General features: G+C 63.2%; 10 protein-coding genes and 1 tRNA gene. 2 read left to right on the forward strand and 9 right to left on the reverse strand.

The window, feature by feature from the left end; all coding sequences use genetic code 11:
- Positions 1–11 precede the first annotated feature (11 nt).
- On the forward strand, positions 12–2,429 hold the full coding sequence (locus LHL23_RS01625; RefSeq protein ID WP_226428553.1) for a GcvT family protein: 2,418 nt from the start codon (positions 12–14) through the stop codon (positions 2,427–2,429).
- A 254-nt stretch (positions 2,430–2,683) separates the two neighbouring features.
- Positions 2,684–3,262, forward strand: coding sequence for a nucleotidyltransferase family protein (locus LHL23_RS01630; protein ID WP_226428554.1), 579 nt, complete (start codon positions 2,684–2,686; stop codon positions 3,260–3,262).
- 95 nt (positions 3,263–3,357) lie between these two features.
- Here LHL23_RS01630 and LHL23_RS01635 read toward each other — a convergent pair whose 3' ends face one another.
- From LHL23_RS01635 to LHL23_RS01675, 9 genes are all read right to left on the reverse strand, one after another.
- The gene (locus LHL23_RS01635; RefSeq protein ID WP_226428555.1) at positions 3,358–5,025 is read right to left on the reverse strand and encodes a Hint domain-containing protein; all 1,668 of its coding nucleotides are present in this window, start codon (positions 5,023–5,025) and stop codon (positions 3,358–3,360) included.
- 958 nt (positions 5,026–5,983) lie between these two features.
- Positions 5,984–6,073: transfer RNA gene (locus LHL23_RS01640), tRNA-Ser, on the reverse strand.
- An 81-nt stretch (positions 6,074–6,154) separates the two neighbouring features.
- The gene (locus LHL23_RS01645; protein ID WP_226428556.1) at positions 6,155–6,880 is read right to left on the reverse strand and encodes an alanyl-tRNA editing protein; all 726 of its coding nucleotides are present in this window, start codon (positions 6,878–6,880) and stop codon (positions 6,155–6,157) included.
- Complete coding sequence (locus LHL23_RS01650; protein ID WP_226428557.1) at positions 6,867–9,317, reverse strand: DUF3772 domain-containing protein; 2,451 nt, start codon at positions 9,315–9,317, stop codon at positions 6,867–6,869. The genes LHL23_RS01645 and LHL23_RS01650 overlap by 14 nt, the downstream gene beginning before the upstream one ends.
- Positions 9,314–10,348: a cysteine synthase A gene (locus LHL23_RS01655; protein WP_222475445.1), complete on the reverse strand. Its 1,035-nt coding sequence runs from the start codon at positions 10,346–10,348 to the stop codon at positions 9,314–9,316. The genes LHL23_RS01650 and LHL23_RS01655 overlap by 4 nt, the downstream gene beginning before the upstream one ends.
- A 68-nt stretch (positions 10,349–10,416) precedes the next feature.
- A complete protein-coding gene (locus LHL23_RS01660; protein ID WP_226428558.1) occupies positions 10,417–11,541 on the reverse strand; it encodes an NUDIX domain-containing protein in 1,125 nt (374 codons plus the stop codon).
- A gap of 28 nt (positions 11,542–11,569) precedes the next feature.
- Positions 11,570–12,010: a TrgA family protein gene (locus tag LHL23_RS01665; protein WP_222475443.1), complete on the reverse strand. Its 441-nt coding sequence runs from the start codon at positions 12,008–12,010 to the stop codon at positions 11,570–11,572.
- 30 nt (positions 12,011–12,040) lie between these two features.
- Positions 12,041–13,246, reverse strand: a complete 1,206-nt coding sequence (locus tag LHL23_RS01670) for an SAM-dependent methyltransferase (RefSeq protein ID WP_226428559.1) — start codon at positions 13,244–13,246, stop codon at positions 12,041–12,043.
- A gap of 80 nt (positions 13,247–13,326) precedes the next feature.
- Complete coding sequence (locus LHL23_RS01675) at positions 13,327–14,751, reverse strand: cryptochrome/photolyase family protein (protein ID WP_226428560.1); 1,425 nt, start codon at positions 14,749–14,751, stop codon at positions 13,327–13,329.
- Positions 14,752–14,760 lie beyond the last annotated feature (9 nt).

Here is a 14,760-nt window from a genome sequence, read left to right on the forward strand (position 1 = left end):
GGGAGGCCCACATGAAAACCACCACCCGCGTGGCAGTGATCGGCGGCGGCGTCGTCGGCTGCTCTGTCCTCTACCACCTGACCAAGCTCGGCTGGTCCGACGTCATGCTGATCGAACGCTCGGAGCTGACCAGCGGCTCCACCTGGCACGCGGCGGGCGGTTTCCATACGCTGAACGGCGACACCAACATGGCGGCGCTGCAGGGCTACACCATCAAGCTGTATAAAGAGCTGGAAGAGATCACCGGCATGTCCTGCGGCCTCCACCACGTCGGCGGCGTCACCCTGGCCGAGACCCAGGAACGCTTCGACATGCTGAAGGCCGAACGCGCCAAGCACCGTTTCATGGGCCTGGAGACAGAAATCGTCTCCCCCGAAGAGATCAAAAAGATCGCCCCCGTCACCAACACCGACGGCATTATCGGCGGGTTGTATGACCCGCTCGACGGTCACCTCGACCCTTCCGGTACCACCCACGCCTACGCCAAGGCCGCGCGTATGGGCGGCGCCACGATTGAGACTCACTGCAAGGTGATCGAGACCAACCAGCGCCCCGACGGCACCTGGGATGTGGTGACGAACAAGGGCACCGTGCACGCCGAGCATGTGGTCAACGCAGGCGGCCTCTGGGCGCGCGAGGTCGGCGCCATGGCGGGCGTCTACTTCCCGCTGCACCCGATGGAACACCAGTATATCGTCACCGACGAGGTGCCGATGATCGCCGAGATCATCGACGGCGGCGGCGAGCACCCGCATGTGATGGACCCGGCCGGCGAAAGCTATCTGAGGCAAGAAGGCCGCGGCCTCTGCATCGGTTTCTACGAACAGCCCTGCAAGCCCTGGGCGGTGGATGGCACCCCCTGGGACTTCGGCCACGAGCTGCTGCCCGACGATTTCGACAAGATCGAGGACTCGATCGCCTTTGCCTACAAACGCTTCCCGGCGCTGGAGGCCGCAGGCGTCAAATCGGTGATCCACGGCCCCTTCACCTTTGCTCCCGACGGCAACCCGCTGGTCGGTCCGGTGCCGGGCATGCGCAACTACTGGTCGGCCTGCGCCGTAATGGCTGGCTTCTCCCAGGGCGGCGGTGTCGGCCTGATGCTGGCCCAATGGATGGTCGAGGGCGAATGCGAGCGCGACACCTTCGCGATGGACTGCGCCCGCTTCGGTGACTGGATAACCCCGGGCTACACACGGCCCAAAGTCATTGAAAACTATCAAAAACGCTTTTCCATCGCCTACCCGAACGAGGAACTGCCCGCGGCCCGCCCGTTCCGCACCACACCGATGCACGACATTTTCGATGGCATGGGCGCGGTCTGGGGCGCGCAATACGGCATGGAAGTTCCGAACTACTTCGCGGAAGGGAACGAACCCCGCTATGAAACCCCGTCCTTCCGCCGCTCCAACGCCTTTGAGGCCACCGCGCGCGAAGTCAAAGCCGTGCGCGAAAACGTCGGCATCAACGAGGTCCACAACTTCGGAAAATACCTGGTCAAGGGCGCCGGCGCCCGCGCCTGGCTCGACCGCATCATGGCAGGCCGGGTGCCGCAGCCGGGCCGCCTGTCGCTGACACCGATGCTCTCGCCCAAGGGCCGCCTGATCGGCGACTTCACCATCTCCTGCCTGTCGGAACAGGAATTCCAGCTCACCGCCTCTTACGGCTCACAGGCCTACCACATGCGCTGGTTCCTGCAGAACCTGGACGAGGGCGTTCACCTCGAAAACATCTCCGACACCCGCAACGGCTTCCAGATCGCAGGCCCCAAGGCACGCGAGGTGCTGCAGGCCTGCACCCGGCAGGACATCTCGGACATGCGTTTCATGGACGTGCGCCGCCTGACCGTGGGCATGGCCGACTGCATCGTGCAGCGCGTCAGCTACACCGGCGATCTGGGGTATGAAATCTATTGCGACCTGCCCTCCCAGCGGTCCCTGTGGGACAGCCTTTGGTCAGCCGGCCAGCCGCTGGGCATGAAACCTTTCGGTATGCGGGCAATGATGTCGCTGCGGCTCGACAAGTTCTTCGGCTCCTGGCTGCGCGAGTTCTCGCCCGATTACACAGCGGCGGAGACCGGGCTGGACCGCTTCATCTCCTTCAAGAAACCCGTTGATTTCATTGGCCGCGCCGCCGCAGAGGCTGAACACGACGCTGGTCCTGCCCGCCAGCTCTGCGCCTTTGAGGTCGAGGCGGAAGACGCCGATGTAGTGGCCTATGAACCAATCTGGCTCGACGGTGCTGTCGTAGGTTTCTGCACTTCCGGCGGCTACTCGCATCACGCGCAGAAATCCATCGCGCTGGGGTTTGTCCCCACTGGGAAAGCCAGTGAAGGCCTGGAAGTGGAAATCGAAATCCTCGGCAAGATGTACAAGGCCCGGCTGATCACCGAGCCGCTGTTCGATGCCGACGGCGCCCGGATGCGCGGCTAAGCTTAAAAAACGCACCGGGTTCAGGTCAGCCCGCCTGACCTGAACCCGCCCTGTTGCCAAGGCACCGCTCGCTGACGCCGCGGAACTTACGCAACACAAACGTCAGCCCCCATACCCGAATGTTTCGCGCGCGAAACATTCGGTCATCCATACTGACCTATACGGCTTTCGCTGGATCCGTCTCTTCTTCTGGCTAAAAATATCCCCGCCGGAGACATCCATCAGCCCGGCACAGCGCCGAGGTTTGAACAGTCATGACTGCCATCGCCATTCTCCTGCTCGCCGCCGGCGCCTCCTCGCGGATGCGGGGCCGCGACAAGCTGATGGAGGACGTGGAGGGACAGCCCCTGCTCACCCTGATGTGCCGCCGCGCCGCGCTGACCGGGCTGCCGGTCTATGTGACCCTGCCCAGCACCGCCCATCCGCGCGCAGCGGCTGCCTGCGGCGCAATACGTGTCCCGGTGCCGGATGCCGCCGAGGGCATGGCTGCCTCGATCCGCGCAGGCACCGCCGCCCTGCCGGAAGGAATACAAGCGGTGATGATCCTGCCCGCAGACATGCCGGAAATTGAGACCCGCGATCTGCTGCATATCGCTGCGCAATTCCACGGCCAGGACAGCCCGATCCTGCGCGCAGCGGCGGAGGACGGCACGCCCGGCCACCCGGTCCTGTTTCCGCAACGCTGCTTTGCTGGGTTAAAATCGTTGAAGGGGGATCTAGGCGCACGCCGCATCCTGAAAACGGAAGAGGTGCAGAGCATCACGCTGCCCGGCAGCCACGCTGTTACGGATCTGGACACGCCCGAGGACTGGGCCGCCTGGCGCAACCGCTGAGCCCTCCACAATCGCAGAGAAGGCAGGGCACAAGGCCCTGCCTTCCTGCGCTTCGCCCTTGTCCACCGTTTTCCCCCAAACGGCAGCTGCACCCATCAGTGCACGAGCAGATGCGCCTCGTGTTTACGCAGCGACCGGCGCGCCGCGGTATAGCCCTCGCGGCCTTTTTGCGATTTCAGCTCCGGGAACAGCTCGAACAGTTCGTTGCGCTGCGCGTTGTCCAGCCCGCGCAGGGACTGGTCGCCGGGCTGGAAGCTCTCGGTCCAGGCCCCGTCGGACAGCACAACCTCATGCTGGTCGAACATGAAGTGGATGTAGGTGACGCTGGCAAGCTCCACCACGTCCACGCCGGCCAGGCCGGTCAGATGCTTGGCTGCGACCAGAACCTCGCGGTCCTCGAAGTAAAGCGCTGTCTTGTCGTTAGCGACCAGCACCCGGTGGTTCGGACTGACCATCATGTCCCGTTCCGGCAAGCCGTTGCCCAGGGCGCCCTGGCGGATCAGCACCGGCTGAAGATGCGCAAGGCCCTTCATATCAGCGCCTTCCAGCGTACGGATGCCAACCCAGCGGATCTCCTGAATGCCATTGTCGCGGGTGATCACCCGGTCGCCGGCCTGCAAGTCCTCAACCCGGCGTTCGCCCAGCGGCGTGGCGATCAGCGTGCCCGGCGTGAAGCAGGGAATGATCTGCTCGATCTCGCCAAAGGTCATCGATCCGGTAACCTCGCCATCCCCGTCGAGGAAGTTGACGGTGCCTGACAGGCTGTTGCCATCCGGATCCACGGTCACGCCGGTCAATTCAAACGGGCCCGAGCCGGACAGATCCAGGGTATCGAAATCGTCACCGCCCGAGCCGCCGTCAACGACGTCCCCGTCGGTGCCGCCGATAAAGGTATCGCGGTCATCGCCGCCTGACAGGGTATCGGCACCGTGGCCGCCGGTGATCACATCGTTGCCGGAGCCGCCCTCGACCAGGTCGTCATCGATGCCCGCGTCAATGGTGTCATTGCCGGTGCCGCCATAGATCTCGTCGTCGTCGTCCTGGCCATAGATCACGTCATTGCCGGCGCCGCCATAGATCGTGTCCATCCCGTTGGTGGGATCGGGGTCCGCCGGACGCCCGTCGCCGCCATCATCGGTAATGTTCAACCCGTCATCAAAGCTCGGATCCAGCCCGCCGAAGATGATGTCATTGCCTTCGCCGCCGTCCAGGACGTCGGAACCTTCGCTCCCGATCAGCACATCGTTGCCGCCGCCGCCCAGGATGGTGTCGTCGTCGATGCCCCCGTCAAGAACGTCCCGGCCTTCGCCGCCGTCCAGCAGGTCGGCATCGTCGCCGGTGAAGATGGTGTCGTTGCCGGCCCCGCCAAAGACAGTGTCCATGTCGTCGTAGGGATCGGGGTCCGCCGGAATGTACGGAATGTCGGGATCGGTCCCGGTGTAGCCCGGAAACCCGCGGTCCGGCAGCGGCGTTCCGGAATGCGTGGAGTTGATCACGTCGTCGCCATCACCTCCGTCCACGCAATCAGAGCCGCCGCCGGCTTTGACGGTGTCATTCCCCGCACCGGCACGCACGGTATCATCGCCGTCGCCGGCAATGATAAAGTCGTCGTCCGGCCCCGCAGCCGGGTCGATGGCATCGCCATTGTCGACCATGTCGCCTTCGGGGTCGCCGGTGTAGGCCGCATCAATCCGGTCATCACCGGAAGTGCCCTCAACAATGCCATCAAGCCCTTGTTTCGGCTCTTCGTTCTTATTCGTCATTACCCTCTCCTCACCGGTTTGGACCCGAGCCCCGTCTTTCGGGCCAGCCGGGCAGCCTCACGCCTTGCGGGATGCCGCAATCAAAATTCACCAGCCCGTGCAGGAAGAGGGCCAGAACGCGCAAGCGCCCTGGTTTGCGTGCTGACGCAGCACGCAGCCGGAATGCAGAAGCTTTCAGATACGGTGGAGTGCTCGCATCGCGGCAAAGCCGCTTGAATAAAATTTTAGCAGTCCACCACTTTCCAGCAGCTTACAAAACTTGCCCCCCCAATGGGCTAATCCATGCATACTTTAGGTGTGGCGGCCTACAAAGCCAAAAAATTGCCTAAAAAAGTGCACATTCTGCAGGGCAGATTTGAGGATGCCGTAAATCCGGCTCCTGCGCCGCCGCTATTGTTTCCGGTTTGCAGCAGCAAAGGCGGCCCCAAGTCAGAAAAACATGCCAGAACCGCTATATACCCGCAAAAACGGAGCCGACTTTGTTTCCATATCCGAAACCCGCGCCATTCGCGCCCGTGCAGCCGGCCACGGCCGCAACGACCCAGTTTCAACCTGCAAAAGGTGCCGCTGAAGCCACCAATCACTGGCTTTTGAAGGTTTTGTTTCCGGCCTGCCCTACAAGATTCCACGAGCGCGCTCGAATCAACACGGTTTTCAGGCCTTCCCGGCAGCACCACGGGCAAGCCGTTACTTTCACCAAGTTTAATCAAATCCGCATCTTACCGCGGGTAAGCGCCGGAGAGCCTCGCCCCTCGGAGACAGCGTCCCGTAACTTGCTTGCCAGCGGGATATGCGGCTGGCCTGGAGCCGACTCCCTTCCTGTGAACCTGAGGCGGCACACCCTGGAAACAGACAGAAAGCTGTCCGACAGCTGCCGGGATACATCCGACGCGGTCGTCTGAACGCAGGCAGAAATGCGGCCCTTTCAGGGCTTTGTCTTGTCAACTTGTGATGATTATGGCGGAGAGACAGGGATTCGAACCCTGGAGACGGTTTCCCGCCTACACACTTTCCAGGCGTGCGCCTTCGACCACTCGGCCACCTCTCCGTTGAGGGGGCTTTTGAAGGATCGGCAGGGGAATTGCAAGGCCTGAAACGGCAAAAAATTCGCTCTGCCCCGAATTCTTTTTCAGACCTCCAAGTGCAGGTAGACTCGGCGGTTCTGCTTGCCCTTTTTCTCCACTTTGCCCAGGCGGATCCTGCCGATTTCACCGGTGCGCCGGACATGAGTGCCGCCGCAGGGCTGCAGGTCGATCTGTTCGTCAGGAGAACCGATGCGGACCAGCCGCACCTGCCCTGCCCCGCGCGGCGGCGTCACCGACATGGTCTTCACGAGGTGCGGATTCGCATCGAGCTCCGCGTCCGTGATCCAGTCCTCGGTCACTTCCAGATCGCGGTCGATGAGCGCCTGCAGTTGGTCCTGCAGCACCTGTTTGTCTTTCGGCGCGTCCGGCATGTTAAAATCCAGCCGGCCCTTCTCTGCGCCGATTGAACCGCCCGTGACCTCCAGCGGGATCACCACCGACAGAAGGTGCAGAGCGGTGTGAACGCGCATGTGGCCATAACGGCGGTCCCAGTCGAGCACCTGTGTGACGGAGGCGCCTGCAGGCGGCAGGGAAGCTCCCTCTGCGGGGATCAGCGCAATGGCCCCCTCCGCGCCCTTTACCGTTGTGACAACTTCGCATTGCCCATCGCCCCACAACAGCTTGCCGCTGTCCCCTGGCTGGCCGCCGCCGGTGGCATAGAACAGGCTGCGGTCCAGAATGATGCCGCCCTGCTCCGTATAACCCAGCACGGTTGCATCCGTCATCCGGGCATAGGCGTCCTTGCGGAACAGCGGCTCACTTGTCGGCATCCCCATCTCCATCTCCCTCTGCGTCCTGCTGCAAGTCGCCGACGTCCGGTTTGGGCGGCGGCGCCGGAGCCGCCGGGCTGCCGGATGCGGAATCGCTGACCGCACTCTTGCCCTGGGCCAGAACCTCCGGATTGCGGATCCAGATGTCGCGCTGCATGAAGGGGATCTCAATCCCTTCTTCCTGGAACCGTTTGGAAATCTCATAGTTCATGTCGGATTTCACCGACAGAACCCAATTCACATCGCGCAGAATCGCCCGGATCTCAAAATCCAGGGAGTCTGCCCCGAAGCCCTGGAACACCACCGAAGGCGCCGGGTTCAGAAGCACCATCGGGTGGCTCTTGGCGATGTCTGCCAGAATTGCTTCCACCTTGCGCGGGTCGGTGCCATAGGCCACACCCACCGGCACGATCACCCGGCCAACGGTGTTGCCGCGGGTGTAGTTGGTGACGGTGCCGGAGATCAGATCGGAGTTCGGCACAATCACGTCGGAGCGGTCGAAGGTCTCGATCCGGGTGGAGCGTACCGAGATGTCGCGCACATAGCCCATCAGCCCGCCGACCTCGATCCAGTCACCCTTGGAAATCGGGCGTTCGATCAGCAGGATGATGCCGGAGACGAAGTTCGACACGATGGTTTGCAGGCCGAAACCGATGCCGACCGACAGCGCGCCTGCGACAATCGCCAGCGATGACAGGTCGAGACCGGCCATCGAGATGGCAACCACTGCCGACAGGAAGATGCCGACGTAGCCGAGGCCGGAGGTGATGGCATTCTGGCCGCCCGGGTCGATCTTGGTCTTAGGCAGGAGCGAGTTGCGCAAGCTTCCCTGGATCAGCCGGGTCAGCGCATAACCTGCAGCAAAGACAACGGCAAAGGTCAGGAAGGCGGTTGGCGAAATGCGGGTATCGCCGATCTGGAAGCCTTCGAGGAAGCGCGACCACAGCTCGGTCATGTCCGCCACACGCGCGCCCCAGATCAGCGCCAGCAGCGGCAGCGCCAGGGCGGCCAGCAGGAAGCCGATCAAAACCGCAAACAGCGAGTCGCGCGCGGCGGAGCCCTTGCCGGACAGCCAGCCGTAAACGTCGCCCAGGAAACGCTGCACTACAAGCAGCGCAGCCAGAAGGGCGAGGGTCGAGACCGCCGGGTAGATCAGCGCCTCAGCCGCGTTGACATAGCCGAGCGCGGCCAGCAGCGGCGAGATGAAACCGAGCAGATAGGTGGCCCGCCGGACCAGGGTCAGAATACGGTTGGCACCGGCGGCAATGGCGCCGTCGTCCTCGGTCCCAGCCGTCTGCTTCTGGCGCCGCTTGACCCCGATCCGGTGCAGCCGCAGCAGCACCAGCGCCGCCGCGGTGATCAGCGGGAAACTGGCCACCGCATGGACAGAGGGTGGAATCGTTTCGAAGTTTTCCAGCTTCACCAGCGCGTCCTGCAGAACCAGGATCACCGCCAGGGTATCGACCATCAGCCGGGTCTCGTTCAGCCGCCCCTCCTGCACCGGAACCAGATCGTTTTCCAGCCGGTTGGAGAACAGCTGGTTGCCCAGCCAATGGAAGGACAGCATCACCAGCGCCCAGCCTGGCACATAGTCCAGTAAAAGAGAGCCGCGGGTACCCAGGATGCCCGAAAGATCCACCGCCGCCACCAGGCAGATGATACCGATGAAGGGCAGGATGACTTCGAGCAGGGAAACGATGAAGCCCCAGACGCCGCGGCCGCTGCTGCCGAACTGGCGCAGGTAATCGCCCGCAGCATGGGCCCAGGGACGCCCCCGCAGCAGCAGGAACGCAGACAGGCCCAGCAGCAGCAGCAGTGCCGGCAGGCTGTTTTGCACCCGCTCGGCGGTAGTGGCGCTGCCGACACGGGAGGCGGTTTCATTCCAGATAGAGCTGGCCGACCGGCTCAGGGTGCGCAATGCGCCGGGCCAGTGCTCGGGGTTCAGCGGCGACGGGCCGCGCTCCAGCAGTTTGCGGGTGCGGCGCTCGCGGATGATCTTGTCGATTTCGGAGATCAGGCCGTTGGCGCGGCTGTAGGCTTCTTCCGAGACAATGCGCGGAACCTTGAGGTCCTTCAGCTGCCGCTCCAGAGAGGAGCGCAGCTGGGCGATGTCCTCGGGCTCGCTCTCGCCTTCGCCCGGCGCCTCGCCGAGGGCGCTTATCTGGCCTTCGAGCGTCTTGATGCGGTCGCCGTTTTCAGTGCGCGCCTGCAGGAAATTCTGCCGGTAGGTGGTCAGTTCCTTGCGCAGGGTTTCCAGTGCGCCACTGGAGGCGCGCCTGGCGTCAATCACTTCTTCCGCGCGGTTAGCGGTCTTGAGCCAGTCCTGGTAATAAGCGCGGGACTCAGCGGTCAGCTGAGCCAGCGCAGGCACTGCGAGGCCGGTCACAAGGACCAGCCCCAGCAGCACGTTCCGCAAAGCGGTTATGAAAGGTGTCATACGTCCTCAAAAACACCGGGAATCGACGCGGGCGTGTGGGTCATCCACTCCGGCACCGGCAGGTTCTTCTCCCGCAGGAAGTCCGGGTTGAACAGTTTGGACTGGTAGCGGGTGCCGTAGTCGCACAGAACCGTGACGATGGTCTTGCCCGGCCCCATGTCCTTGGCCATGCGCACCGCCCCGGCAACGTTGATGGCAGAGGAGCCGCCCAGAACCAGGCCTTCCTCGTGCAAGAGATCGAAGACATACGGCACGGCCTCGTCATCCGGCACCTGGTAGCTGAAATCAGGCCTGAAGCCTTCGAGGTTCTTGGTGATCCGGCCCTGGCCGATGCCTTCGGTGATCGAGCTGCCTTCGGAGGCCAGTTCACCGGTGGTGTAATAGGAGTAAAGCGCCGCGCCCATCGGGTCCGCGAGGCCGATCTTCACGCCCTTGGGCTGCAGCGCCTCGGCCACGCCTGCCAGGGTGCCGCCGGAGCCGACCGCGCAGACAAAGCCGTCCACCTTGCCGCCGGTTTGCTCCCAGATCTCCGGGCCGGTGGTTTCCACATGGGCCTGGCGGTTGGCCACGTTGTCGAACTGGTTGGCCCAGACAGCGCCGTTGGGTTCCGTCTTGGCCAGCTGTTCGGCCAGACGCTGGGAATAGCGCACATAGTTGTTGGGGTTGCGGTACGGCGCCGCCGGAACCTGAACCAGCTGGGCGCCGGCCAGGCGCAGCATGTCCTTCTTTTCCTCGGACTGGGTTTCCGGGATCACGATGACCGTCTTGAATCCCATCGAGGCCCCGACCAGCGCCAGGCCGATGCCGGTGTTGCCGGCGGTGCCCTCAACAATGGTGCCACCCGGCTTCAGCTCGCCGCGGGCGATAGCGTCGCGGATGATGTACAGCGCCGCGCGGTCCTTGACCGACTGGCCCGGGTTCATGAATTCCGCCTTGCCCAGGATCTCGCAGCCGGTCTCTTCGCTGACGCGGTTCAGGCGGATAAGAGGTGTGTGGCCGATGGCATCAGCCAGATCGCGTGCAATGCGCATGGTATCCCTTTCGATCGTTCCCCCAAGGTGTATCCAAGGCACCCGGTGATCACAAGGCGGGAAGCGGGTCAGACCGCGCCGTTGCGCAGCCGTTCACGGTGCCGTGACAGCCACAGCGCCGCTGTCACCAAGGGCATGTCCTGGTAGGTCTGCGCGTCAATGCCGTCCATCAACTCATCATAGCTGAGGATCCGGCTGCGGATATCTTCCCCCTCACCCGCGACTCCGCCGCCGCCGTTCACATCAGAAAGGTCGGATATGCCTATGAAAATGTGAATGTATTCCGCCAGAGCGCCGCTCGACGGGTAGCCCTGCGCCACGGTTTCCAGATGGCGGACCGTAACGCCTGCTTCCTCCACCGCTTCACGGATTGCGGTTTCCTCTGCCGTCTCGCCCGGATCGATCACACCTGCAACGGGCTCCCACATCCAGGGATGCGCATCCCCCATAATGAAGGGAGGTGCGCGGAATTGCTCCACCAGAAGCACCTGGTCACGGACCGGGTCATAGGGCAGCAGCACCGCAGCGTGGCCCGCCATTGCCGAAGACCGGTTCATCACCGGACTCATGCTACCGTCGAAACGGCGGTATTGCAGGTCCATCTCCTCCATCGCAAAGAAATTGAGATGGGCGCGGTTGTGCCTGTGCACGATGACATCCTTGGTAAGGTCATGCACCCCATCGCCGGGCCGGGCCTGCCCCGCCAGCCAGGCAGCAGCGCGGCGGCGGACGGAAGGGAAGCAGCGGGCCACCTCTTCGGCGCTCATCCTGCCGTAGTAGGCCATTACCTCCTCAGCCGCGCGCAGCGACAGAGCCCCCCAATTGGCCACCCAGGCTTCCAGATCCCAGTATTCGGCCGTCTGCCACAGGCCCGGCTCGGGGAAATAGACCTCAGCCGGAGCTGTGCGGCCATCCTCCAGCCCGACGGAGACAGGTTTCAGAGCGTAGCCGAAGCCGCCTTCGTAGAAATTGAGCCTGTCCAGATCACCTTGCGAAAGATCCTGAACCAAGACCCCGTCTGCCATGGCGCCGTTGCGCTCCTCGATCGCCGGGAACGGCTGCCCGACCACCTGGTACACGCCGTGCCCGGGCAGTTTGGCCGGTTGCGCCCGCAGCGCATCGCCGCTCCGGCCCAGCACCAGTTCAAGCAAAGGAAGATGGCGCAGCGTGCCAAAGAAGAAGAGATCAGCCACGGATGATAACCTGTTGTTAATGGTGATATTAGCGCCAGCGGCGGGAAGCGTTCTCGGTTGCGAGCCCGGAAAGGACACCGCCGATCACCAGCGGCACCAGCACTGTCGGCACAGCGATAACAAAGAAATAGTCCAGCGCAATCACGAATATCGCGGACAAGGCTTCAAACGGGCCGCCGTACCGGTTGCGCGTGGCAAGGCGGAACATTTCCCAAGCGCCCTGTGCAAACAGCGCCCAAAGCACCATCACCGCCATACCGGTAAGCCCGTTGTTGATTCCGGAAATCAGTCCGCCGCCGGCCCGGTTTCCCATGACGATCCAGCCGGACAGAATCCCCAGCAGCACGTTCACATGAACGAAATACCCGAAATTCGTGCCTTCGGGCATCTGCGGCATGACCAGGAAAGAAACGATAAACGCCAGCAAAGCCAGGGATACAGCGGCAGTTAGTCGGGCTCCGGTAGGCATGTCTGGTCAGATTCCGTGCGGAAAAGTCAATTAGCGGTGAGCAACTGTAATCTGCGTCACGTCGCAATTGCCAGTCTTAAAGGCGGCCGCGCAGGAAGTGAGGTAAAAGTTCCACATCTTATGGAAGCGCTCGTCGAACCCCAGGCGGGCAATCTGCTCCCAGCGGGCATTGAAGGTCTCGTGCCAGCGCTTGAGCGTCAGCTCATAGCTGTCTCCAAATTCGATCGACCGCACCACTCCCAGACCCGCCTTGTCCACCTGTTGGCGCAGCACCCCGGGCGAGGGCAGCATACCGCCCGGAAAGATGTGCTTCTGGATGAAATCAACACCCTTGCGGTACACCTCCCAGCGCCGGTCGGCAACCGTGATGATCTGCAGCGTGGCCTTGCCGCCGGGTTTCAGCCGGTCACGGATTGCGCCGAAATACGCTGGCCAGTATTTCTCGCCAACGGCCTCGAACATCTCGATTGACGCAATCCCGTCGAACTGGCCGCGGCAATCGCGGTAGTCCTGCAGGCGCAGCTCCACCTGGTCCGACAACCCTGCCTTTTCAATGCGCTGGCGGGCAAATTTCAACTGCTCCCGGCTGATCGTCAGGCCGGTGACCCTCAGCCCGCGCTCCTTGGCGGCGTATTCGGCAAAACCGCCCCAGCCGCAGCCGACCTCCAGCACATGGTCACCGGGCTGCACCCCTATCTGATCCACCAGCGAGGCGTACTTGGCGGTCTGCGCCTTCTCCAGGCTGTCCTGGCCGCTGCGGAACAGCGCGCTTGAATAGGTCATCGTGTCATCCAGCCACAGTCTGTAGAAATCATTGCCCAGGTCATAGTGATGCGCGATGTTCTTTTTCGCCTGCTTCCGGTGGTTCCGGTGCAGCCAGAAGCGGAAGCGTTCATAGGCCCGCGCCAGCCCCTGGCCCGGGAAGCCGTCATAGACCGTGTTTGCGCCCATATGCACTAAATCCATGAAGGCCTGCAGATCTGTGGTGCTCCACCAGCCTTCCAGATAGGCGTCGGAAAAGCCCAGATCGCCTTCGCGGATCAGCCGCGCAAAGCAATCAGGGTGGTGGATGATCAGATCGGCTGCCGGACCCGGGTTTCGGCCCTTGCCGGTGAAGATGCGCCCGTCCGGCAGCTGGATGTCCAGCTGGCCGGCCTCCATGGCCTTCACCTTGGCAAACACCGCCGGAAAATAGCGCGGCAGGTTTTTCTGGCCTTCAACGGACGTGAGCTTCATTCGCTCCCCCCATGCGAGATACGGACGTGCTACAGGGAAAAGCTAGGCCGCAGAGGGCTTTGTGGCAAGAAAACTGTGCGTTAGCCGGTTTCACGGCTTTCGTGATAGGCCGTGAGCGCCCGGTCCCGGCCCGCCTGCAGACTGACAACCGCTTCCGCGCGCGCCATGTCCGGGGAGAGGTTCCACGACAGCGGCGCTGCAGCGTAGAAGTCCAGCGCGGTCTGCGTCGGATTGCCCTGGCCTTCGGCAATCCAGCGGCGGGTGTAGGCACCATCCGGGTCGAATTTGTCCAGCTGGCCGGAAGGGTTGAACACCCGGAAGAAGGGCGCGGCATCGGGACCGGACCCCGCCACCCATTGCCAGCCCATGGCGTTGGAGGCCGGATCCCAGTCCACCAGCGTGTCCGCGAACCAGTCCATTCCAATTTTCCAGTGGGCCATCAGATGCTTTGTGAGGAAACTTGCCACGATCATCCGGGCCCGGTTGTGCATCTTGCCGGTCACATACAGCTCGCGCATGGCGGCATCGACAAAGCCGTATCCCGTCTGGCCGCGCCGCCAGGCCTGTACTTGCGGGGTTACCTCCTGCGACCATGGGAAATCCTGCCACTCCTGGCGCCAGCTGTCCGTCAGGATATGCGGCGAATGGAACATCAAATGATAGGCAAACTCGCGCCAGACCACCTCTTTCAGGAAGGTCTCGGCACCCTGGCTATTATGCTCCATCGCCGCGCGCCCCTGATGCCACAGGCGGTGCGGGCTGATTTCGCCCCAGGCGAGGTTTTCCGACAGGCCGGAGGTTGCATCCTGGCCCGGAAAGTCGCGGCGGTCCTTGTATGCGGAGACCTTGTCTTCCAGGAACTCATCCAGCCGTGCCTGTGCCGCGGCCTCGCCCACGCGGCAATAGCGGGCCACAACTTCGGCGCCGCGGCGCATCGCTGCGCCCATGTTCCAGCTGGCCAGATCCTCGCCGGCCGGCCATGCGTCCGGCGCGGGCAGCTTTCCCGGCGCGGGCAGCAGGCTGTCCACATCGCGCACCCGCACGGACTTCCAGAACGGCGTGAAGACTTTGTACATGCCGCCGGTTTTGGTCTCGACGGTCCAGGGTTCGAACAGCAGCCGCCCGCCGTGGGATTTGGCCGCGACGCCCTGCTCTTGCAGCTGTTTCTTGACGTCTGTGTCGCGGGCTATCGCCTGCGGATCGTAGAGGCGGGACCAATGCACCGCGCCTGCCCCGGTTTCCTTGATCAGGTCCCGAAGCACCGCAAGTGCCGTGCCTCGCCGCAGGATCAGGCGCGACCCCGCCTTCTCCAGTTCTCGCGCGAAATGATCCAGCCCGAGGCCAAGCCGGAACTGGGGAGCGGCGCCCAGCGCCGCCTCCTGTGCGTCCAGAATATAGACCGGCAGCACCGGGGCGCCGCTGTTCACAGCAGCCGTGAGGGCCGGATTGTCTGCCAGGCGGAAGTCCCGCCTGATCCACCAGATGACCGGGGCATGGCTGCTCATGTCGTTTCC

Origin of the sequence: Leisingera sp. McT4-56, from assembly GCF_020514995.1 — a bacterium.
GTDB lineage: Bacteria > Pseudomonadota > Alphaproteobacteria > Rhodobacterales > Rhodobacteraceae > Leisingera > Leisingera aquaemixtae_A.